At 70.8% G+C, this 21,580-nt stretch carries 17 protein-coding genes and 2 pseudogenes; 11 read left to right on the top strand and 8 right to left on the bottom strand.

Features of this window, described 5'->3' with window-relative positions; translation table 11 throughout:
* Positions 1-62 precede the first annotated feature (62 nt).
* Entirely contained in the window at positions 63-1,199 is a 1,137-nt protein-coding gene (gene mtnA / locus PV342_RS15245; protein ID WP_400808731.1) for an S-methyl-5-thioribose-1-phosphate isomerase, read from the top strand.
* Between the two features lie 79 nt (positions 1,200-1,278).
* Here mtnA and PV342_RS15240 read toward each other — a convergent pair.
* Positions 1,279-1,602, bottom strand: a pseudogene (locus PV342_RS15240) (tyrosine-type recombinase/integrase); the annotation flags it as partial.
* A 22-nt stretch (positions 1,603-1,624) separates the two neighbouring features.
* Between PV342_RS15240 and PV342_RS15235 the strand changes: the two are divergent.
* Positions 1,625-1,855 (top strand): annotated as a pseudogene (locus tag PV342_RS15235) (IS630 family transposase); the annotation flags it as partial.
* 31 nt (positions 1,856-1,886) lie between these two features.
* On the opposite strand, the gene PV342_RS15230 reads toward PV342_RS15235, so the two are convergent.
* The 3 genes from PV342_RS15230 to PV342_RS15220 all read right to left on the bottom strand — a co-directional run bounded on the left by PV342_RS15230 (position 1,887) and on the right by PV342_RS15220 (position 5,222).
* Entirely contained in the window at positions 1,887-2,501 is a 615-nt protein-coding gene (locus PV342_RS15230; RefSeq protein WP_500317452.1) for a GNAT family N-acetyltransferase, read from the bottom strand.
* 185 nt (positions 2,502-2,686) lie between these two features.
* Entirely contained in the window at positions 2,687-3,091 is a 405-nt protein-coding gene (locus PV342_RS15225; protein ID WP_500317450.1) for a hypothetical protein, read from the bottom strand.
* 781 nt (positions 3,092-3,872) lie between these two features.
* Positions 3,873-5,222, bottom strand: coding sequence for an ice-binding family protein (locus tag PV342_RS15220; RefSeq protein WP_500317448.1), 1,350 nt, complete (start codon positions 5,220-5,222; stop codon positions 3,873-3,875).
* Positions 5,223-6,325: 1,103 nt separating this feature from the next.
* Here PV342_RS15220 and mtrA point away from each other — a divergent pair.
* The 6 genes from mtrA (at position 6,326) to PV342_RS15190 (ending at position 13,884) form a co-directional block, all read left to right on the top strand.
* On the top strand, positions 6,326-7,015 hold the full coding sequence (mtrA, locus tag PV342_RS15215) for a two-component system response regulator MtrA (RefSeq protein WP_078620260.1): 690 nt from the start codon (positions 6,326-6,328) through the stop codon (positions 7,013-7,015).
* 1 nt (position 7,016) lies between these two features.
* The gene (gene mtrB / locus PV342_RS15210) at positions 7,017-9,005 is read left to right on the top strand and encodes an MtrAB system histidine kinase MtrB (protein WP_386990746.1); all 1,989 of its coding nucleotides are present in this window, start codon (positions 7,017-7,019) and stop codon (positions 9,003-9,005) included.
* On the top strand, positions 9,005-10,831 hold the full coding sequence (locus PV342_RS15205) for an LpqB family beta-propeller domain-containing protein (protein ID WP_400808718.1): 1,827 nt from the start codon (positions 9,005-9,007) through the stop codon (positions 10,829-10,831). The genes mtrB and PV342_RS15205 overlap by 1 nt, the downstream gene beginning before the upstream one ends.
* Positions 10,832-11,064: 233 nt before the next feature.
* Entirely contained in the window at positions 11,065-11,853 is a 789-nt protein-coding gene (locus PV342_RS15200; protein WP_400808742.1) for a ComF family protein, read from the top strand.
* A 423-nt stretch (positions 11,854-12,276) separates the two neighbouring features.
* Positions 12,277-12,960 (top strand): ribosome hibernation-promoting factor, HPF/YfiA family, encoded by a 684-nt coding sequence (hpf, locus tag PV342_RS15195; protein WP_361007117.1) that lies wholly within the window; start codon positions 12,277-12,279, stop codon positions 12,958-12,960.
* A gap of 171 nt (positions 12,961-13,131) precedes the next feature.
* Positions 13,132-13,884: a response regulator gene (locus PV342_RS15190; protein WP_018564114.1), complete on the top strand. Its 753-nt coding sequence runs from the start codon at positions 13,132-13,134 to the stop codon at positions 13,882-13,884.
* A gap of 15 nt (positions 13,885-13,899) precedes the next feature.
* Here the strand turns inward: PV342_RS15190 and PV342_RS15185 are convergent, their stop codons facing one another.
* Positions 13,900-15,072: a winged helix-turn-helix domain-containing protein gene (locus PV342_RS15185; protein WP_500317443.1), complete on the bottom strand. Its 1,173-nt coding sequence runs from the start codon at positions 15,070-15,072 to the stop codon at positions 13,900-13,902.
* A gap of 101 nt (positions 15,073-15,173) precedes the next feature.
* Positions 15,174-15,764 (bottom strand): GNAT family N-acetyltransferase, encoded by a 591-nt coding sequence (locus PV342_RS15180; protein WP_392617048.1) that lies wholly within the window; start codon positions 15,762-15,764, stop codon positions 15,174-15,176.
* A 207-nt stretch (positions 15,765-15,971) separates the two neighbouring features.
* Here PV342_RS15180 and secA point away from each other — a divergent pair, with 207 nt between their 5' ends.
* Positions 15,972-18,764 (top strand): preprotein translocase subunit SecA, encoded by a 2,793-nt coding sequence (gene secA / locus PV342_RS15175; RefSeq protein WP_329187572.1) that lies wholly within the window; start codon positions 15,972-15,974, stop codon positions 18,762-18,764.
* A gap of 105 nt (positions 18,765-18,869) precedes the next feature.
* Here the strand turns inward: secA and PV342_RS15170 are convergent, their stop codons facing one another.
* Positions 18,870-19,295, bottom strand: coding sequence for an Rv3235 family protein (locus PV342_RS15170; protein WP_361007123.1), 426 nt, complete (start codon positions 19,293-19,295; stop codon positions 18,870-18,872).
* Positions 19,296-19,451: 156 nt separating this feature from the next.
* Between PV342_RS15170 and PV342_RS15165 the strand changes: the two genes are divergently transcribed.
* Complete coding sequence (locus PV342_RS15165) at positions 19,452-19,958, top strand: DUF6912 family protein (RefSeq protein ID WP_018564109.1); 507 nt, start codon at positions 19,452-19,454, stop codon at positions 19,956-19,958.
* Positions 19,959-20,039: 81 nt separating this feature from the next.
* A complete protein-coding gene (locus PV342_RS15160; RefSeq protein WP_018564108.1) occupies positions 20,040-20,696 on the top strand; it encodes an HAD family hydrolase in 657 nt (218 codons plus the stop codon).
* 79 nt (positions 20,697-20,775) lie between these two features.
* Here PV342_RS15160 and PV342_RS15155 read toward each other — a convergent pair whose 3' ends face one another.
* Positions 20,776-21,342: a DJ-1/PfpI family protein gene (locus PV342_RS15155; protein ID WP_361007127.1), complete on the bottom strand. Its 567-nt coding sequence runs from the start codon at positions 21,340-21,342 to the stop codon at positions 20,776-20,778.
* Positions 21,343-21,580 lie beyond the last annotated feature (238 nt).

Genomic DNA, 21,580 nt, shown 5'->3' with positions numbered 1-21,580 from the left:
CCTGCGGATGCGGAGTACCGCAACCGTTCAAAACGTGCTGCCGTTCACGGCAGACTGAGCAGATGGGTGATCAGCACGTGGTAACTCTGGCCAACGATTCCAAGGGCAATCCCGACGAGCCCCTGCCGGCGCTGCGCTGGGAGGAGCCGCCGGAGGGTCCCGTCCTCGTCCTCCTCGACCAGACCAGGCTGCCCGGCGAGGAAGTGGAGCTGGTCTGCACCGACGTCCCCGCCCTCGTCGAGGCCATCTGCGGCCTCGCCGTGCGCGGCGCCCCGCTGCTCGGCATAGCGGGTGCCTACGGCGTCGCACTGGCCGCCGTCCGCGGCTACGACGTGGACGAGGCCGCTGAATCCCTCGCCCACGCCCGGCCCACCGCCGTGAACCTCGCCTACGGCGTCCGGCGGGCCCTCGCCGCCTACCGGGCCGCCCTCACCGGCAGCGCCGGCGGCGACCCCGAACGCGCCGCGGCGGCGGCACTGGCCGAGGCCCGCAGCCTCCACGCCGAGGACAAGGAGGCCAGTGCCGCCATGGCCCGGCACGGCCTCCAGCTGCTCGCCGAGCTCCTCCCCGGCGGCGGCTACCAGATCCTCACCCACTGCAACACCGGTGCGCTCGTGTCCGGCGGGGAAGGCACCGCGTTCGCCGTCGCCCTCGCCGCGCACCGCCAGGGCCAGCTGCGCCGCCTGTGGGTCGACGAGACGCGCCCCCTGCTCCAGGGCGCCCGTCTCACCGCCTACGAGGCCGCCCGTTCCGGCATGGCGTACACCCTGCTCACCGACAACGCCGCCGGTTCACTCTTCGCCGCCGGCAACGTCCACGCGGTCCTGATCGGCGCCGACCGCATCGCCGCGGACGGCTCCGTCGCCAACAAGGTCGGCAGCTATCCGCTCGCCGTGCTCGCCCGGTACCACAACGTGCCCTTCATCGTCGTCGCCCCCACCACCACCGTCGACCAGGGGACCGCCGACGGTACGTCCATCGAGATCGAGCAGCGTCCCGGGCACGAAGTGACCGAATCGGCCGGAAACCCTGTGGCGCCGCTCGGCACCCAGGCGTACAACCCTGCGTTCGACATCACACCCGCGGGTCTGATAACGGCAATAGTCACCGAAAACGGCGTGGTTTCGCCGGTCACCCCCGATGCCCTGGCAGCTTTGTGCCCGTCTCGTGCTCCAGGTCACGATCAGGTAATGGGATGATCCCGGGCTGACGCATGAAAACGGCCCCCTGACCTGCGACGATTCGCGGGCCAGGAGGCCGTGACATCCACAGCTGACATCAGTCGGGCTGATCGGCGTCCTCACGCGTGACACTCCGCAGCGACTCCAGCCGCGCCGGCTGCCGCAGGAGCCGATCCAGCTGCCCGATCGCCTCGATCACGTCGGGGTCCAGCGCCTCCGCGTAGATGTCCAATGTGGTCGAGATCCGACTGTGCCGAAGCACCGCCTTGGTCACCCGGGGATGGACCTTGAGGTGCACCAGCAGAGTGCCGCACGACTTCCGCAGACCCTTGGGATTCATCTTGCCGAGGCCCGCCGTCGCACGGACACGCTGGAGGGTCTGATACAGGTTGTCTGCCGACCCCGGCCGCCCGGTATTCGTTACGAAAACGTGTCCGTCCCAGTTGCCGGCCTATGCACCCGACCTCAACCCCGTGGAAGGGATCTGGTCCAGCCTGCGACGCACCAGCCTGGCCAACATCGCCTTCACCGACTACACGCACCTGGTCACCGCAGTCCGCCGGGGCCTACGCCAGATCCAGTACCGACCCACCATCATCACCGGCTGCCTCATCGGCACCGGCCTCGCCACAAGCCCCGGCGACATCACGCATCAATCCTCAGTAGTGCTGTGACCGCATAGGTTCGCCGGGTTGCTCGTTGATCTCACTCAAGGGCACGTGTCGGTGCCGCTTCAGGGGTGCGTGACGTGCTCCGGGGGACGGCTGAGGCCCGCCACTCCCGCCCGAGAATGGAGTACACCAGGTCGTCGCGCCACGCCCCCTTGAAAAACTCCGTTCCGATGAAATGGGCCTCCCGGCGCATGCCCAGCCGTTCGAGGAGCCCGGCGGAGGCGGCATTGTCCGCGTGGCAGCGGCCGATCACCCGGTGCAGCTCCAGTGCGTCGAATCCCAGGTGCAGGACCGCGAAGGCGGCCTCGGTGGCGAAGCCTTTGCCCTGGTGGGCGGGGTGGAAGACATAGCCGAGCTCGCCCTGGCGGTGTTCCGCGCTGATCAGGACCAGTTCGACCTGCCCAATGACCGTCCCCGTGCCCGGCTCGACGACCGCCAGGCTGAGACAGTCCCCGTCCGAGTCCAGTTTGGTCTCCCGGGCCATCTGCTCCACCGCCACCCGGACATCCTCCGGTCCGCGCGGCTCCCACCGCATGAAGCGGGCGACGTCGGGCCGGCGCTGGTACTCGTAAACGTCCTCCGCGTCCTCGGGCCGGAACGGGCGGAGTATCAGCCGGGCGGTGGCGATAGGAAAGTCGATACACAGCATCGGGCGACTGTATCCAGGCCACTCCGCCGACCAGTCGCCGCTCACCAGATCGGTGGTGCAGCGCGGCGCCGCGTTCGGAACATGGACGCCACTGGCGATGTGACCGCGTTTTGGCTCGTCACGACCACCAACCCGGCGAACCTATGCGGTCACAGCACTAGCGCACTCGTCGGGGGCGGAGACGCTCAGAGCGCGTCGAATTCCGCCTGGAGCGCGTCCGCCGTGGGGGCTATGACAACCGCTTCCCCCTGGAGGACCGCAGGAAGATGACGGCGCTCGTCCTCGTGAAAGATCAGTGCGCGACCCTCCTGAGGGACAATCGAGGCCCCGAGCGCTCCCGCCAGCCGGGCGAGCACGCCGCTCATCGCGCCGCGAGCGAAGTGTGTCGCTGTCACGCACGACATTCCGTCCTCGCCCTGAGACGAGTGATAGAGGTCCGCCTCGCCCCCGTCCTCCGCGCGGAGTTGGGAGAAGCCCTCCTCCAGGCCGCCCGCTACCACGTACGGCTCCGTCACCTGCCGGAATCGTTCGGGGTCCAGGGCGACGACCTCGCTGTCCGCGAACCGGAGGAGAACGATGCTGTAACTCACGGGCACACTCTGCCATTCCCATGATCCGCCGGACAGGCCCAGCCGAGGCAAGCGGTGTCAAGCATCACCCGGGCCGGACAACGGCCCTCTGACCAGGCCTGTTACATATTTCTCTACCTCATTCAAGGCACCCGGCGTCGCTCACGCTCCGCCGGGCGCGCGGCCCGCGTCCGGCCGTGCCCACGCTCCAGTCTCCGCCCCGCTCGGCACGGCCATCCGCCGCCGCACGCCCACATAGGTAGGCCAGGGCATGAGGTCAGAAACCGCGGTGGCTAGGGCGGCCGGCGCTCCGAGACTTTAAGGTCTGGCCCTTGGCGCGAGCCTCGAAGATCGGGGCCCAAATCGGGCTACTGCGGGCAGGCAAGGAGCCAGCCCGATTCGCGGCCAGCGTACGGGCCCCGATCTCTCACCCCAAGGGCCAGACCTCAAACTCTCTCCGCCCCATCCGTGCGGGCGCGTCCGAAAGCAGGCGTCGCAGGTTCGAATCCCCCCTGGCGCATATGGGAAAGGGCCCCGGACCGACAAGGTCCAGGGCCCTTTGACGAGCCAACGCAGACGAAGCCCTTAAGGTTCCGATCATGGTGACTGCGACTGTCCGCCGCTTGCTCGCCAGGAGGTCCCTACGAATCCCCGGAGAGATTCCGGTGAGTCAGGTGGCTTGCGGGGTGTGGCGATCCCGCCCCGTACCCGAGGTCGACTGACCGGGGGTACGGGGCGGTCACGCCTGCGATGGACTCATGGCGTCGAGCGTCAAGCTGCGCGCCGGATGAGGACTGATCGCTCAGTCGCAGGACGCTTCCCGAGGCTGGAGCGGCGCGCGCCACTCCCAGTTGCAATCCCAGTCCTCGTCATCCTTGTCGTGGACGCCGTGGTCCGGAAGGCAGGGGCCACAGGAGTCATCATCGTCGTCCCGGTGGTCGCCGTGGTCCGGGTAATCACCGTGGTCCGGGTAATCACCGTGATGCGGGTAGTCGCCGTGGTGCGGGTATCCGGGCCCGGCGGGCCCGGGAGGCCCGGGAGGCCCGGCGGGTCCAGGAGGTCCAGCGGGCCCAGGGGCGCCGGGAGCGCCAGGCAGGCCAGGGGCACCGGAAGGACCGGGGGCACCGGGGGCGCCAGGCAGGCCAGGGGCACCGGAAGGACCGGGGGCACCGGGGGCGCCGGGAGCGCCAGGCAGGCCAGGGGCACCGGAAGGACCGGGGGCACCAGGGGCGCCGGGGGCGCCGGGAGCGCCAGGGACGCCGGGGGCACCGGGAGCACCGGGGGCACCGGGAGCGCCAGGAGCGCCGGGAGCGCCAGGAGCGCCGGGAGAGCCGGACGGTCCGGGGGGACCGGACGGTCCGGGGGGACCGGACGGACCGGGAGGACCGGGCGGGCCAACCGCGCAGGCCGCCCGCGTGACGACATTGCTGTCCAGCGTGACCGCGCCATTACGCGCGAGGAGCCGGCCCTCCACATTCGCGTTGGTTTGCGCTGTGATCGAGGTCAGGGCCAGGATGTTGCCCTTGAAGACGGATGCGGTCCCGAGGGTGGCGGAGCTGCCCACCTGCCAGAACACGTTGCAGGCATTCGCACCGTTGATGAGGGTGACGCGGCTGCCCGAACCGGTGACCAGGGTCGATTCGGTCTGGAAGATGAAGACGGCGTTGGGATCGTTCTGGCCATCGAGAACGAGGGCGTTCGGGGCGGTGATTTGGAATGTCCCGTTCGTGTAGACGCCTGGCGTCAGCATAAGTCCGCCAAGCTCGACACCTGGGTTGGCCCCAGGACCTCGGCTCGCTGCGTCGTTGTACGCAGTGGTCAGGTCCGCCTGGGCCGGGGCGGCTGCGGCGCCGGTGCGAATCGCTCCGTTGACGATTCCCGGCGGAAAGCCCACCACCGCGAGACCCGGGCTGACACCCAGGTCGCCGTTGATGACGCTCGGGCCCGTGTTGGTGACCGTCGAACCGCCCAACACCGCGTAGCTCGTAGCCGTCCCCAGCCCCACGGGGGCTTCCGCCGCGTGCGCGGCGTTGGCGAACAGGCTGGCAGCCGTCAGCCATGCCAGTGCAGGAATCGCGATGAGGGTCGCCTTGAGCCGACCGTGTCTCCGCCACCGGCCTATATGGGAGGGCGGAGTTTCAGCCAATGCCATAGCACAAGACCTTTCTTGTCGCCTTGAGCTCAATACCCCAGCAAGGGGCGCCGATTTCCGAAGTGAGCTTGGACAAGGGCCGCAACTCTCGTTTGGTGTCGAGACTTCGAAGGCTCAACCCCCAAGGGGACGCCAGGGCTCTTTCCCGCCGAGGCTGCAAACGCGTCCACCACTCACGGGGCAGAACCTAGTAAAGAACACACATGGTGCGCATAGACATAAGAAGCCAAAAGGGGCATGGCCACTCGCCAGTTCATTCCGCTGGCGGTGTCCGATGGCACATGCCAACACGGTCTGGTTGAGTGTCCGGCCTTGGAAACGGCACCAGCGGTCGAGAGGGCCAGGCTCGAAGGTTCGTGCGAGCTTGCTCACGTATCCATGGCGCCTGCGAGTCTTCCGCCGTACCTGCAGGTGCAGAGCAGCGCCACAGATGCCAAGATCAGCTCGATGCGAGTCGCGTCGCCATCGGAGTTGCTGCTCTGCTGTGCGTGGCGGCGCCTGCACAAGCACACCGAAACTGAGTGAAGCCGCGCCTCGGGGATCGACCGGCCGGGTTCGGCCGCCGCGGCACGCCTACGGTAAGGACCCCTTCGTAGTGCCACCGGCATCGGTGGCGCCTTGTGGCCCTTGGCAGCAGGGGATGACGGCAACAGAGCCGTATACGTGGGGCTTTGGCGGTAGTAGCAGACGCTGCGCCTGGCGGAGAGCGGAGCCGGTTCCTGGCCGCCGCAAACGTCGTCGACCTGGGAGCTCCGTTCACCACTTTGCCCTGAAGCACCTCACGGAGCCGGGTTCCGCCGCTGAGAGACCGAAGGCCGTTTCTCACACCTCGCTAGCCACCGCGTGGCATCCCGCTCAGCGCGTATGGGATCGAAGCATCCGAAAAGGACCTTCCGCAGGGGGAGAAGGCCCTATGACCCATCGCGCAGCCGGGCATGTGCCTGGCAGGGTGTTCACTGTCCGGAACCAGGTGCCCGGGGCCGACATCTGTGCCTGACATCGACGGCTTTGAACATCCCAGTTCACCGGCGGATGCCAGCGGACGGAGATCACGGGGGAGTGACGACAAACACCATGGTCAAAGCTATCGATGCGAAAATGGGATGATGGTCGCTATGAAGGGACGCGTCCTGGTCGTCGACGACGACACCGCACTGGCAGAGATGCTCGGCATCGTGCTGCGCGGAGAAGGTTTTGAGCCGTCGTTCGTGGCCGACGGTGACAAGGCCCTCGCCGCCTTCCGAGAGACCAAGCCTGATCTGGTTCTCCTCGACCTCATGCTCCCCGGACGGGACGGCATCGACGTATGCCGCCAGATCCGGGCCGAGTCCGGGGTCCCCATCGTCATGCTCACGGCGAAGAGCGACACGGTCGACGTCGTCGTGGGCCTGGAATCCGGCGCCGACGACTACGTCATCAAGCCGTTCAAGCCCAAGGAACTCGTCGCCCGCGTGCGGGCCCGGCTGCGCCGGGCCGAGGAGCCCACCCCCGAGCAGCTCACCATCGGTGACCTGGTCATCGACGTGGCCGGCCACTCGGTCAAGCGGGACGGTCAGCCCATCGCGCTGACCCCCCTCGAGTTCGACCTGCTGGTCGCCCTCGCCCGCAAGCCCTGGCAGGTCTTCACCCGCGAGGTGCTGCTCGAGCAGGTCTGGGGCTACCGGCACGCGGCCGACACCCGCCTGGTCAACGTGCACGTCCAGCGCCTGCGCTCCAAGGTCGAGCGGGACCCCGAGCGCCCCGAGATCGTGGTGACCGTCCGCGGCGTCGGCTACAAGGCCGGGCCGGGCTGACATGACCACCGCGTACGAGCGTGAGCGGATGGAGAGCCGGCACGCGGACCCCCTGACGGGTCTGCTGCCGGTGCTCCGCTCGTTCGTGCGCTGGGCCCGGCGACCCCTGCAGCCCGCCGTACGGCTCTGGCGCCGCAACATCCAGCTGCGCGTGGTCGCCACCACCCTGCTGATGTCCCTCGGTGTCGTCCTGCTCCTCGGCGTCGTCGTCATCGGGCAGGTCAAGAACGGACTGCTCGACGCCAAACGGCAGACCGCGCAGAGCCAGGCCGTCGGCGGCTTCGCCGTCGCCAAGGAGACCGCCCGCAACGTCACCGGCAACGGCGACACCGACGCCGGTTCGGACGGGCACAGCCGGAACGACACCGCCACCTGGCTCAACAACCTCGTCGAAGGGCTCGCCAGCAGCGGACAGGGCGTCTACTCCGTCGTCGCCCTCAGCTCCGACGCGCAGGCGCAGCCCGTCAGCCTCGGGTCCGACAGCCCCGGCACACACGCCCCCCGCGGCTCCGGCGGCGTCCGGCCCGAGGAGAGCGTGCCCGCGGACCTGCGCAAGGCACTCGACGAGGAGTCCGGCGTCTTCGAGCGCTACACCTCGATGAAGAGCGACAGCCTCCCCGACGGCGAGCCCGCCCTCATCGTCGGCCAGCGCCTCAGCGACCCCAACGGCAAGCCCTTCCAGCTCTACTACCTCTTCCCCTTCGACCAGGAGGAGAAGACCCTCGGGCTGGTCAAGGGCACCCTGGCCACCGCCGGCATCTTCGTCGTCGTCCTGCTCGGCGCCATCGCCTGGCTCGTCGTGCGCCAGGTCGTCACACCCGTCCGCATGGCCGCCCGGATCTCCGAGCGGCTCGCCGCCGGACACCTCCAGGAGCGCATGAAGGTCACCGGTGAGGACGACATCGCCCGCCTCGGCGAGTCCTTCAACAAGATGGCCCACACCCTGCAGGTCAAGATCCAGCAGCTGGAGGACCTGTCGCGGATGCAGCGCCGCTTCGTCTCGGACGTCTCCCATGAGCTGCGCACCCCGCTGACCACCGTCCGCATGGCCGCCGACGTCATCCACGAGGCCCGCGAGGACTTCGACCCCGCGACCTCCCGCTCCGCCGAACTGCTGCAGAACCAGCTCGACCGCTTCGAGTCGATGCTCTCCGACCTCCTGGAGATCAGCCGCTTCGACGCGGGCGCCGCCGCCCTGGAGGCCGAGCCCATCGACCTGCGCGACGTCGTACGACGCGTCGTCGACGGCGCCGAGCCCATCGCCGAACGCAAGGGCAGCCGCATCGTCGTCCACGGCGACGAGCAGCCCGTCACCGTCGAGGCCGACGCCCGCCGCGTCGAACGCGTCCTGCGCAACCTCGTCGTCAACGCCGTCGAACACGGCGAGGGTCTCGACGTCCACGTCCGCATGGCCTCCGCAGGCGGCGCCGTCGCCGTCGCCGTACGCGACTACGGCGTCGGCCTCAAGCCCGGCGAGGCCACCCGCGTCTTCAACCGCTTCTGGCGCGCCGACCCCGCCCGCGCCCGCACCACCGGCGGCACCGGCCTCGGGCTGTCCATCGCCCTCGAGGACGCCCGCCTGCACGGCGGCTGGCTCCAGGCATGGGGCGAGCCCGGCGGCGGCTCCCAGTTCCGGCTGACCCTGCCCCGTACCGGCGCCGACAGCCTGCGCGGATCCCCGATCGCCCTCGAACCCGAGGACTCCCGCCGCAACCGCGACCTCGCCACCGCGCTCTCCCACCGGGGCATGCCCGCCGGCGCCACCGCACTCGACGCCGCCACGCCCCCCGTCTCCGCGCAGCACAGCTTCCCGGCGCCGCGGTTCGCCGCGCCCGCCATCCCCTCCATGCCGTTCACCCCGCCGCGGCCACCCGCCGCCGACCCGGCGGCCCTGCCCGGCAACGGCGCACGGGTCGTAGGACACCGTGCGGGCGGCGGCACGGCCACCCACCCCACGACAGCGGACGAAGCGCGGGAGGACGACGACTGATGCGCGCGAAGGGGGGCGGCCTCCCGAGGCCGGCCGTTGCGGGCGTGCTCCTGAGCGGACTCGTGCTGCTCACGGGCTGTGCGTCCATGCCCAACAGCGGCGAAGTGCACAAGGTCGGAGGTGAGAAGCACGCCGACACCGATCCCCAGGTCCGGGTCTTCGGCGTCAAACCGCAGGGCGGCGAGACCCCCAGCGACATCGTCAGCGGCTTCCTCGAGGCCATCACCAGCGACGAGGCCGACTACGCCACCGCCAAGCTCTACCTGACCAAGGACCAGGGAAAGCGCTGGAAACCCGAATCGGGGATAACCGTCCTCGCCGGAGGCATCGCCCAGGCGCAGGAACCGGGCACGACCGCCGACGGCAAGGATGGCGACAGCACCCAGATCACCCTCTCCGGGACCAAGGTCGCCACCGTCGACGAGCGGCACGCCTACACCGCCGAGAACGGCACCTTCAGCAGCGGGCTGCGCCTCACCAAGGAAGACGGCGAATGGCGCATCGCCGGTGTCGCCGACGGCCTGGTGCTCAGCGAGGCCGACTTCCAGCGCTTCTACCGATCCGTCGACACGTTCTACTTCGCCTCCCCCGGGCCCGGCCCCAAGGACGCGGCCGCCGGCCGGGACGCCCTCGTCGCCGACCCGATCTACCTGCGCAAGCGCATCAACGCGCTCAGCAACGCCGTCAACGCCCTCCTCGCCGGGCCCACCGAGTGGCTGGAACCCGTCGTCACCTCGGCGTTCCCCACGGGCATACGGGCCGAGGAGGTCGAGCTCGACGACTCCCAGCGCGTCACGGTGAAGCTCAAGGGGTCTCCCGGCGGCGACGGCGCGCGCTGCGAACGGATGGCCGCCCAGCTGATCCAGACCATCCAGGGCATGTCGTCCACGCCCGTACCCTCGGTCGAACTCCAGGGCCCCTCCGGTCGCACTCTGTGCACACTGCAGCGCGGCGACGCCGGCGCATACGCGCCGGACAAGCTCGTCGGGGAGAGCAACGAGCAGTACTTCATCGACGCGGAGCACCACCTCGTCAGCCTCAGCGGTACGGGCACCGCCCCGCCCACCGCGGTCGCGGGCCCCCTCGGGACGGGAACGTTCAAGGTGGGCTCGGCCGCCGTACGGCGCGACGAGCAGTACGCCGCGGCCCTCACCGAGGACGACGCGAGCCTCTACGTGACCGGCCTGAACGCCGACGCCCAACTGGGCCCCGTCGTCCTGCGCAGCCAGGCCGTCGACCCGAAGAACCGCTTCACGACCCCCAGCTGGGACGGCTACGGCGACCTCTGGATCGCCGACCGGGACCCCGACCGGCCGCGACTGCTGATGCTGCCCGACGGTGCCGGCAACCCGGTGCCCGTCGACGTGCCGGACCTCGGTGACGGGCGCATCGAGTCGCTGAGGGTCGCGGCCGACGGCGTGCGCATCGCCTTGCTGGTCCGCGACGGCGACCACACCACCTTGCGGCTCGGGAGGATCGAGCGCACAGGGACGGCCGCCGACCAGAAGATCACGGTGGCGGAACTGCGCAGCGTCGCACCGCAACTCGAGGACGTCATAGCGGCGTCCTGGGCCGGGTTCAGCCGGCTCGTCGTGGTGGGACGCGAGGCCGGGGGAGTGCCGCAGATCCAGTACGTGGACGCGGACGGCTCCGGCACGTCCTCGTCGAGCCTGCCGGGCATCAGCGGCGTGGTGTCGGTGGCGGCCTCGGAGCGCCAGGACAAACCGCTGCTCGCGGAGCTCGACGGCGGCGTCTTCCGGCTGCCGTCCGACTCCAACTGGAAGGAAGTCGCGCCGAAGGCCGGCTCGCCCGTCTACCCGGGCTGACGACCCTCTCGGCCCTTCGGCCCCTTCGGCTCTTCACACGCTCGCGGTGCGTGGTGATCGCGCGCCGACGCGTGGGTGAGCGCAAGGTCGTTCGTGGGGCGGGGAAAGTTATCCACAGGCTGGGGACGGGGCTGGTGGTGATCGCCCGTTCCCGCCATCGTTGAGTCATGCGGGGAGCACGGGGACGGCGGGGCCTGCGGGGCGGTCGCGTCGTGCGGTCATGGTGGCGGGAGATGTCCGGGCTGCTGCTGCCGGCCGAGTGCGCGGGGTGCGGGGCGCCGCGGACCGTGCTGTGCGAGGAGTGCGGCGCTGCGCTGCATGAGCCCGGGGCGCGCGAGGTCCGGCCGGACGCGCCGCCCGACGGGCTGCCCGCCGTGTGGGCGGCGACCGTCTACACGGACCAGCCGCGCGCGGTGCTCCTGGCACACAAGGAGCGCGGCGCGCTGGGCCTGGCCCGGCCGCTGGGCGAGGCCCTGGCGGGCGCGGTCTACGCGGCGGTGCGGGGAGGGGGAGGGGGTGGGGCCCCCGAGACGCGGCGCCGGGAAGCCGGCCCTCCCCTCCCCCCGCCCGCCCTCCCCCCGTTCCTCCTCGTCCCCGTCCCCTCCTCCCGGCGGGCGGTCGCCGCCCGCGGCCACGACGCGACCCGGCGCCTCGCCCTCGCCTCCGCCACGGACCTGCGACGCGACGGGCTGACCGTCCGGGTGGCCGCGGTGCTGCGCCAGCGCCGCGAGGTGGCCGACCAGGCGGGCCTCGGCGCCCGTGACAGGCCCGCCAACCTCTCCGGCGCCCTCACCGCCGTCCGCGGCGCCGATCGGCTCCTGAGGAGCGCCCCGGTGGTGCTGGTGGACGACCTGATGACCACCGGCGCCTCACTCGCAGCCGCGACCCGCGCCGTCGAGGAGGCCGGAGGCCGGGTCCTGGCCGCGGCGGTCGTCGCGGGCCCGGCACCGCTGCGCCACCCCACGAGCGGCCGGAGCGGCCGGCGAGGACGGGCACCCCGGCCGGCGGCCCCGCCCCGGTGAGCCGGGGCCGGGGGGAAGGGGAGGCCCCCACCCGGCCCCGAACAGGCGCCCGAAAGGCGAGCCGAATCCGAAGGTCAGGAGCGATCTCGCAGGTGGCGCGACGGGCATTTCACCCGAAGGGAGGTATAGCGCTTCTGGGGGTGCCGACCCCGGGTCCGCGGGTCTATGTTCGGTGGTGAGGGGCGGCGGTGCCCGTGTGGGCCGCCGTTTCACGGACCGCGAGACGCGGTTCACCCAAGGTTCAGTGGGTGAAGTTCTGTCTTGCGGGGGAGGAGGAGGTGAGAGTCGCGGCTTCGCCGCCCGGGAGCCTCCGAGCGTGCGGAGCGGCAACGAACGTCGACGCCGGCCGGGACCTGGTGCCCGCCGGCCTCAGCGCAAGGGATCGCCCCGTGAGACCGAGGCGATCCGGGAACGGAGTTCTGCGTGGACATCGTCGTCAAGGGCCGCAAGACCGAGGTGCCCGAGCGGTTCCGGAAGCACGCGAACGAGAAGCTGGAGAAGATCCAGAAGCTCGACGGCAAGGTGATGAGCCTCGAGGTCGAGGTGTCCAAGGAACCGAACCCCCGGCAGGCAGACCGTTCCGACCGGGTGGAGATCACGCTGCGCACCCGTGGCCCGGTGATCCGGGCCGAGGCCGCCGCGACCGACCCGTACGCGGCGCTCGACGTCGCGGCGAACAAGCTCGAGGCGCGGCTGCGCAAGGCGGCCGACAAGCGCCGGGTGCATCGCGGCGGCAGCCGGACACCCATGAGCGTGGCGGAGGCGACGGCCGGACTGGCCACGACCGAGTTCAACGGCACCCCGACCGGCGGGGAGACCCCCACGGGCGTGCCCACCACCAAGATCGGCGGTCGTCTCGAGGTCCAGGGTGAAGGACCGCTGGTGGTTCGCGAGAAGACGCATGCGGCAGCACCGATGACGCTCGACCAGGCCCTCTACGAGATGGAACTGATCGGGCACGACTTCTATCTGTTCATCGACTCCGACACGGAACAACCGAGTGTCGTCTACCGGCGGCACGGCTACGACTATGGCGTCATCCACCTCAAGGAGGACCCTTCCGTCGAGGATGCGCCGGCCGGCGCGGGCGGAGCGCTCCGCCGGTGAACTAGGGGTCAGTGGCGGCGCTCCCGGGCGGGAAACGACCATCGCCTGGGAGCGTCGCCGTGCTCGGGCGTGGAATCATGGCCGGACAGCCAATGTGCGGGCGGTACCGCCCGGTTGGACTGGCACGGAAAGTGCGACTACCACGGGCGCCGGCCCGAGGGGGAGGAACCGATGGCGGACAGCTTCGAGCCCGCGCCGGCCGGTGGCGCGGAGCCCGGTACGGGCGCCGCGGGGGACACGGGCGTCGCCGGCGCGCCGCGCAAGGAGCCGATCAGGGTGCTCGTGGTGGACGACCACGCCCTCTTCCGCCGCGGTCTGGAGATCGTGCTCGCGCAGGAGGAGGACATCCAGGTCGTCGGCGAGGCGGGGGACGGCGCGGAGGCGACGGAGAAGGCCGCGGATCTGCTGCCGGACATCGTGCTGATGGACGTGCGGATGCCGAGGCGGGGCGGTATCGAGGCGTGCACCTCCATCAAGGAGGTGGCCCCCAGCGCGAAGATCATCATGCTGACGATGAGCGACGAGGAGGCGGACCTCTACGAGGCCATCAAGGCCGGGGCGACCGGCTACCTCCTCAAGGAGATCTCCACGGACGAGGTGGCCACGGCGATCCGCGCGGTGGCGGACGGCCAGTCGCAGATCAGCCCGTCGATGGCGTCGAAGCTGCTCACCGAGTTCAAGTCGATGATCCAGCGCACGGACGAGCGACGGCTGGTGCCCGCCCCCCGGCTGACGGACCGTGAGCTGGAGGTGCTGAAGCTGGTCGCCACCGGCATGAACAACCGGGACATCGCCAAGGAGCTCTTCATCAGCGAGAACACGGTGAAGAACCACGTGCGGAACATCCTGGAGAAGTTGCAGCTGCACTCGCGGATGGAAGCCGTGGTGTACGCGATGCGGGAGAAGATCCTCGAGATCCGCTGAGCCGGGTTCCTGCGGTCAGGAGGCGGCGACGGCTGTGGTGAGGGCCGCGGCGAGTTCGGGGTCGTCGAGGCGTTCGATGCGGATGTCGTCGCAGCCGACCCATGTGGCGGCCTCGCGCAGCGCCTGCGCCATGGGCTCGACGGCGCGCGCGGATTCGAGTGAGACCTGACGGGCGATCAGGGTGGTTCCCTCGCGGGCCGGGTCGGCGCGGCCGACCAGCCGGCCGCCGGCCAGCAGCGGCATCGCGAAGTAGCCGTGTATGCGCCGGGGCTTGGGGACGTACGCCTCCAGGCGGTGGGTGAAGCCGAAGACGCGCTCGGTGCGGGGCCGGTCCCAGATCAGTGAGTCGAAGGGGGAGAGCAGGGTCGTGCGGTGCCGGCCGCCGCCGCGGGAGGCCTCGGCCAGGGCGGTGGGGTCGGCCCAGGCGGGCTTGCCGCCCCAGCCCCCGACCTGCACGGGGACGAGGCCGGTGTCGGCGACGACCGAGTCGACCTGCTCGCCCTTGAGGCGGTGGTAGTCGGCGAGGTCGGCCCGGGTGGCGACGCCCAGTGCCGCGCCGGCCTGGGCGACCAGGCGGCGCAGGCATTCGGTGTCGTCGATGTCGTCGTGGAAGAGGGCGTCGGGTACGGCCCGCTCGGCGAGGTCGTAGACGCGCTTCCAGCCGCGCCGCCGGGTGCAGACGACCTCGCCGGTGTCGAGCAGCCACTCCACCGCGATCTTCGTCTCGGACCAGTCCCACCAGGGGCCGCCGTTCTTGGCGCCGCCGAGTTCGGTCGAGGTCAGGGGGCCGTCGGTCTTGAGCCGGTCCAGGACGGCGGCGGTGGAGCGGTCGGCGTCCTGCAGTACGTGCCAGCGGTGGCCGCGGGCCCGCCGGGCGCGGCGGCGGAAGGAGAAGTGCGGCCATTCCTCGATGGGGAGGATGCAGGCGGCGTGCGACCAGTACTCGAAGGCGTGGTTCTCCGTCCAGTACGCGTCCTCGACGGCGGCGCGGCCGACGGCGCCGAGGCGGGCGTACGGGATGAGCTCGTGGGAGCGGGCGAGCACGGAGATGGTGTCCAGCTGCACCGCGCCCAGCCGCCGCAGGACGCCGCGGACGCCGCCGCGGCGGTCGGGGGCGCCGAGGAAGCCCTGGGCGCGCAGGGCGGTCCGGCGGGCGTCGTCGGCGGAGAGGGCCACGGGCTTCGTCATGCGCCCACCCTAGAAGGCGCCACCGACAATCCGGTCCTGGCCGGGTCCGCGGTGCCCGCCCGGCGGGCGCGCGGGGTCCGTGGCCCGGCCGGCCGGCCCGGTCATGCGCCCTGGTACGGGAGGTAGGCGGCCCCGCCGGTCAGGCCGAGGTCGGAGGGGAGCAGGGAGCCGATCCACGCGTCGCGGCGGGTGCCCTGGTGGACGATCTTGCCGCGCATGGTGCCCTCCATCCGGAAGCCGGCCTTGAGGGCGACGGCGCGGGAGCCGGCGTTGCCGGCCTCGGCGTACCACTCCAGGCGTTCCACGCCGAGTCCCTCGAAGGCCCAGTGGGCGACGGCGCGGGCGGCCTCGGCGGTGAGGCCGCGGCCGCGCTGTTCCTTGGCGGTCCAGTAGCCGAGTTCGGCCTGCCGTTCGGCGGTGTTCAGCTGGGCGAGCCGCACCAGCCCCATGGCACCCACCAGGCGTCCCTCGTCGCGCGTGGTGACGGCGAAGTTGTAGACGGTGTCGTCGCGCCAGCCGTCGGGGCAGGTCCGGGCGACGAACTCGTGCGCGTGCTCGTGGGTGTACGGGGAGGGCACGGGTGTCCAGCGGGGGATCTCCGGGTCCTGGCAGGCGATGCGGACGGCCTCGGCGTCGTCCGGTCCGAAGGGGCGCAGGACGAGACGGTCGGTGGTGAGGGTTATCGGCTCCATGGGTCGGAGTATCCCCGAGCGGGGGGTGCGGTCTCGACCGGAAAAGACCGGATCGGGGCCGCGATCGACAGGGAGAACCGCCCGGCTTGGCGACGGACCTCCCGGCCCGCTGGGGTCCTCGCTTACGATGGCCGTTGCAGCGGGGTGTGACCTGCTGTGCCAGCGCGAGAAACCGTGCCAGGCCCGACCGGCAAGGAGCCAGCCTACGTGTCCGTCCTCAACAAGATCCTGCGTGCAGGCGAAGGCAAGATCCTGCGCAAGCTGCACCGCATCGCGGACCAGGTCAATTCCATTGAAGAGGACTTCGTCAATCTGACGGACGCCGAGCTGAGGGCCCTCACGGACGAGTACAAGGAGCGCTACGCCGACGGCGAGAGCCTGGACGACCTGCTCCCCGAGGCGTTCGCCACCGTCCGCGAGGCAGCCAAGCGCGTCCTGGGTCAGCGGCATTACGACGTCCAGATCATGGGTGGTGCGGCGCTGCACCTCGGTTATGTCGCCGAGATGCGCACCGGCGAGGGCAAGACCCTGGTCGGTACGCTGCCGACGTATCTGAACGCGCTGTCCGGCAAGGGCGTGCACCTGATCACCACCAACGACTACCTCGCCGAGCGCGACTCGGAGTGGATGGGCCGGGTGCACCGCTTCCTGGGCCTGGAGGTCGGTTGCATCCTGGCGAACATGACCCCGGCGCAGCGCCGCGAGCAGTACGCCTGTGACATCACCTACGGCACGAACAACGAGTTCGGCTTCGACTACCTGCGCGACAACATGGCGTGGTCGAAGGACGAACTGGTGCAGCGCGGTCACAACTTCGCGGTGGTGGACGAGGTGGACTCGATCCTCATCGACGAGGCCCGTACCCCGCTGATCATCTCGGGCCCGGCGGACCAGGCCACGAAGTGGTACTCGGACTTCGCCCGCCTGGTGACCCGCCTGAAGGCCGGCGAGGCCGGCAGCATGGGCAAGGCCGAGACCGGCGACTACGACTTCGACGAGAAGAAGCGCACCGTCGCCATCCACGAGGCCGGCGTGTCCAAGGTCGAGGACTGGCTGGGCATCGACAACCTCTACGAGTCGGTGAACACCCCGCTGGTGGGCTACCTGAACAACGCCATCAAGGCCAAGGAGCTCTACAAGAAGGACAAGGACTACGTCGTCATGGACGGCGAAGTCATGATCGTCGACGAGCACACCGGCCGTATCCTGGCCGGCCGCCGCTACAACGAGGGCATGCACCAGGCGATCGAGGCGAAGGAGGGGGTGGACATCAAGGACGAGAACCAGACGCTCGCCACGATCACCCTCCAGAACTTCTTCCGCCTGTACTCCAAGCTCTCGGGCATGACCGGTACGGCGATGACCGAGGCCGCGGAGTTCCACCAGATCTACAAGCTCGGCGTGGTCCCGATCCCGACCAACCGGTCCGTGCAGCGCAAGGACCGGGCGGACCTGATCTACCGCACCGAGGAGGCGAAGTTCGCCGCGGTCGTCGACGACATCGTCGAGAAGCACGAGAAGGGCCAGCCGGTCCTGGTCGGCACCACCTCGGTCGAGAAGTCCGAGTACCTGTCGCAGCAGCTGAACAAGCGCGGCGTCCCGCACGAGGTGCTGAACGCCAAGCAGCACGAGCGCGAGGCCTCGATCGTCGCGCAGGCCGGCCGCAAGGGCGCCGTCACGGTGGCCACCAACATGGCCGGCCGTGGTACGGACATCAAGCTGGGCGGCAACCCGGACGACCTGGCCGAGGCGGAGCTGCGGCAGCGCGGCCTGGACCCGGTGGAGCACGTCGAGGAATGGGCGGCGGCCCTGCCGGAGGCGCTGGAGCGCGCCGAGGCGGCGGTCAAGGCCGAGTTCGAGGAGGTCAAGGAGCTCGGCGGCCTTTATGTGCTGGGCACCGAGCGCCACGAGTCGCGGCGCATCGACAACCAGCTGCGCGGCCGCAGCGGCCGTCAGGGCGACCCGGGCGAGTCCCGCTTCTACCTCTCCCTCGGTGACGACCTGATGCGCCTGTTCAAGGCGCAGATGGTGGAGCGCGTGATGGCGATGGCCAACGTTCCCGACGACGTGCCGATCGAGAACAAGATGGTGACCCGCGCCATCGCCTCCGCCCAGTCGCAGGTCGAGCAGCAGAACTTCGAGATCCGCAAGAACGTCCTGAAGTACGACGAGGTGCTCAACCGGCAGCGCGAGGTCATCTACGGCGAGCGCCGCCGCGTCCTGGAGGGCGAGGACCTGCACGAGCAGGTGCAGCACTTCATGGACGACACGATCGACGACTACATCGCGATCGAGACCGCCGAGGGCTTCGCCGAGGACTGGGACCTGGACCGGCTGTGGGGTGCCTTCAAGCAGCTCTACCCGGTCACGGTGACCGTGGAGGACCTGGAGGACGCCGCGGGCGACCGGGCGGGCATCACCGCGGACTTCATCGCGGAGATGGTCAAGGACGACATCCACGAGCAGTACGACGGGCGGGAGCAGCAGCTCGGCTCGGAGATCATGCGCGAGCTGGAGCGGCGCGTGGTGCTGTCGGTGCTGGACCGCAAGTGGCGTGAGCACCTGTACGAGATGGACTACCTGCAGGAGGGCATCGGCCTGCGGGCGATGGCGCAGCGCGACCCGCTGGTGGAGTACCAGCGCGAGGGCTACGACATGTTCAAGGCCATGATGGACGGCATCAAGGAGGAGTCCGTCGGCTACCTGTTCAACCTGGAGGTCCAGGTCGAGCAGCAGGTCGAGGAGGTGCCGGTGGACGCCGGCGGCCCGCAGGACGCGGCTCCGACGCTGGTCAAGCAGGACGCCCGTCCGGAGATCCGGGCCAAGGGGCTGGAGGCCCCGAAGCGGGCCGACCGGCTGCACTTCTCCGCTCCCACGGTGGACGGCGAGGGCGGTGTCGTCGAGGGCGACTTCGAGAGCGACGCGGGCGCGGAGTCGGACGGCCTGACGCGGGCGGAGCGCCGCCGCGCGGCCAAGGGCGGCCGGCGCCGCAAGAAGTAGCGGTCACGCGTTCCGGGGCCGGACTCCTGACGGGGTCCGGCCCCGGCGCGTGTCCAGGCCCCGGCGCGTGTCCCGGCGCCGGCCCCGGCTCGCGCTCCGGCGGGGTCAGTGCGCCTCGACGGCGGCGCAGCGCCAGCCGGCGGTGCCGGCGCGTGCCGGCCCCTCACGTCCCGGTGCCGCTGCCGGTGCCTCGCGGCCCGCGCGCTCCAGCCGGAAGGCGAGGGCGCGTGCGACGTGCGGGGTGAGCAGGACGACGGCGCTGACCTCGACGGCCGCGCCGTCGAGGACGGGGGAGACGTGCGGCGGCCCCAGCAGCCGCGGCAGGTGGCCGCGGGAGACGTAGCGCCAGTCGGCGCGGGCTCCCACCAGGTCCCAGAGCCGGTCGTAGGCCTCGGGCCGCATCCGTCCGGCGAGGCTGGTGATGGGCCGTCGTCCGGTGAGGACCTCCAGCAGCCGCCCGGCGAACCAGACGTGCGGCGGCAGGGCGGTGACGTGCCGCGCCGGTGAGGGCGCCGGCGCGGACGCGGGCATGGGCGTGAGGACAGGCATGGTGTGGACCCCCGTGGTCTACCGACTGGTAACCGGGTTCTACGGGGACGGGTGCGGCCGGGGGAAGCCGGGCCGGCGATGTCCGGGAGGCGGTGCGGGATTCACCTATCAGGGGTGGTGCGCCCGTATGCTGACGCCATGCGCGTCTACATCCCCACGACCCTCCCAGGCCTGGCCGAGGCGCACAAGGCGGGTGAGCTGGGCCCCGCCCCGCTGGACGCCTTCGCCGTCACCCCGAGCCTGCGCGAGTGGTACGTCTCCGACGACATCGAGGAACTGGAGTACGCCGCGCTGACGCGCGCCGCCCAGGCCTCCCTGCGCCAGCTGGCCGCCACCCCGGACGCGCCCAGGCGCCGCGTGGTGGTCGCGGTGGACGTCGCCGACGCCGCCGTCGCCTTCGACCCCGACCGCGGCCTGGACCCCTCGGCGCTGGGCGCGGTGCGGCTGGCCGCACCCGTGCCGATGACGAGGGCGGCCGCCGTCCACGCCGACGCCGACGACGCCGAGCAGGACGTCACGGCGGCCGCCGACGCCCTCGGCGCTGCCGACGCGGGCGACGACGACGCCCGCTTCACCGTCGACGGAGCCGAGGACCACGAGCTGCTCTGGTACGCCACTCAGGAGATCACCTCGCTCATTGCGTGAGGTGACCGCGCGAACACGCCGTGAGTGGATTTGACCTGGGCACTTGCCTTGAGGACATGGGGTCTGGGTACGGTTTCGGGTGTGAACGCGCATCTCGTGTGGGACTGGAACGGCACGCTGCTCCATGACATCGACGCGGTGATCGAGGCGACCAACGCCTCCTTCGCCGAGATCGGGCTGCCGCGGATCACGCTGGAGCGTTACCGCGAGCTGTACTGCGTGCCGGTGCCCCTGTTCTACGAGCGGCTCATGGGCCGGCTGCCCACCGACGAGGAGTGGGAGGTGATGGACGACATCTTCCATCGCCACTACTGGACCCTCGCCGGTACGTGCGGCCTCGCCGAGGGGGCGGCGGAGATCCTGGCGCGGCGCCGCTACGAGGGGCTGACGCAGTCGCTGTGCTCCCTGGCGCCCCACGATCGGCTGATACCGATCCTGCGCACGCACGGCATCGAGAACCACTTCCTTCGGGTGGACGGCCGCACCCAGGGCAGCCACAGCGGCAAGTCCGAGCAGATGGCGCGGCACGTCGCGGCGATGGAGGGCATAGCGGCGGACCGCATGGTGGTCATCGGCGACGCCGTCGACGACGCCGTGGCCGCCCGCCACGTCGGGGCCATGGCGGTGCTCTACACCGGCGGCTCGCACAGCCGGGCCAGCCTGGAGACCGCGGGGGTGCCCGTGGTGGACACCCTGGAGCAGGCCGTGGAGACCGCCGAGGCCCTGGTCGCCGCCTGAGCCCGGCCCACGGCGGCCGTCCGACCGATCGCCGTTTGCCCGGCTGCCCGGGCCCCGCCGGGGACCCGGGCACCGGCCGTCAGGCCACCGGCGCCTTGGAGCGCAGCACGGTGAGGAACTCGCGCATCCACGCCGGGTGGTCCGGCCAGGCACGCGAGGAGACCACGACGCCGTCGACGACGGCCTCGGAGTCCTGGAAGCTCGCGCCGGCCGCCTCCATGTCCATCTCCAGCGCCGGGTAGGCGGTGACGCGGCGCCCGCTGAGGGCGCCCACGGCGGCCGTCAGCAGGGGGCCGTGGCAGATCTGCGCGACGGGCTTGTCGGCGTCGAAGAACGCCTTGAGGACCTTGCGCAGCTCCGGGTCGTTGCGCAGGTACTCGGGAGCGCGCCCGCCGGGGATGACCAGGGCCGCGTACTCGCCGGGTTCGACGTCCGCGAAGGACAGGTCGGCCGGCCAGGTGTAGCCGGGCTTCTCGGTGTAGGTGTCGAAGCCGTCCTCGAAGTCGTGGACGACGAACCTGAGCTTCTTGCGGCTGGGGGCCGCGATGTGCACCTCGTACCCCTCTTCGAGGAGCCGTTGGTAGGGGTACATGACTTCCAGCGATTCCGCCGCGTCGCCGGTCACGATCAGGATCTTGGTGGCCATGGCTGGGTGTCCCGCCTCTCGCCGTCTGTTGTCCGTCTGCTGTCCGTCCGCTGCGTGCTGCTGCCGTCCGCCGTTCCGCGCCGATGCCGTGTGAACGTCCTGGTACATCTCCGTGACGCTCCCCTCCTCAACCTGCACCCGGCCGGCCGGACTGTCCAGTTCGTCAAAGATTGGTTCGTGGTTTTGTACACAAAGAGCCCCTGACAGCCCCCCCGGCCGTAGCGATAGCCTTACAGCG

Origin of the sequence: Streptomyces sp. PA03-3a, from assembly GCF_033792735.1 — a bacterium.
In the GTDB taxonomy this organism is placed as follows: Bacteria; Actinomycetota; Actinomycetes; order Streptomycetales; family Streptomycetaceae; genus Actinacidiphila.
The sequence above is the reverse complement of the archived record's forward strand: the minus strand, read 5'-3'. Positions and strand labels throughout refer to the sequence as shown.

Bases quoted from the DNA above. Each gene is read 5' to 3' on its own strand.
- mtnA (WP_400808731.1), top strand. From the start codon at position 63: ATGGGTGATCAGCACGTGGTAACTCTGGCCAACGATTCCAAGGGCAAT.
- PV342_RS15230 (WP_500317452.1), bottom strand. From the start codon at position 2,501: ATGCTGTGTATCGACTTTCCTATCGCCACCGCCCGGCTGATACTCCGC.
- PV342_RS15220 (WP_500317448.1), bottom strand. From the start codon at position 5,222: ATGGCATTGGCTGAAACTCCGCCCTCCCATATAGGCCGGTGGCGGAGA.
- mtrA (WP_078620260.1), top strand. From the start codon at position 6,326: ATGATGGTCGCTATGAAGGGACGCGTCCTGGTCGTCGACGACGACACC.
- mtrB (WP_386990746.1), top strand. From the start codon at position 7,017: ATGACCACCGCGTACGAGCGTGAGCGGATGGAGAGCCGGCACGCGGAC.
- PV342_RS15205 (WP_400808718.1), top strand. From the start codon at position 9,005: ATGCGCGCGAAGGGGGGCGGCCTCCCGAGGCCGGCCGTTGCGGGCGTG.
- PV342_RS15200 (WP_400808742.1), top strand. From the start codon at position 11,065: ATGTCCGGGCTGCTGCTGCCGGCCGAGTGCGCGGGGTGCGGGGCGCCG.
- PV342_RS15190 (WP_018564114.1), top strand. From the start codon at position 13,132: ATGGCGGACAGCTTCGAGCCCGCGCCGGCCGGTGGCGCGGAGCCCGGT.
- PV342_RS15185 (WP_500317443.1), bottom strand. From the start codon at position 15,072: ATGACGAAGCCCGTGGCCCTCTCCGCCGACGACGCCCGCCGGACCGCC.
- PV342_RS15180 (WP_392617048.1), bottom strand. From the start codon at position 15,764: ATGGAGCCGATAACCCTCACCACCGACCGTCTCGTCCTGCGCCCCTTC.
- PV342_RS15170 (WP_361007123.1), bottom strand. From the start codon at position 19,295: ATGCCCGCGTCCGCGCCGGCGCCCTCACCGGCGCGGCACGTCACCGCC.
- PV342_RS15165 (WP_018564109.1), top strand. From the start codon at position 19,452: ATGCGCGTCTACATCCCCACGACCCTCCCAGGCCTGGCCGAGGCGCAC.
- PV342_RS15155 (WP_361007127.1), bottom strand. From the start codon at position 21,342: ATGGCCACCAAGATCCTGATCGTGACCGGCGACGCGGCGGAATCGCTG.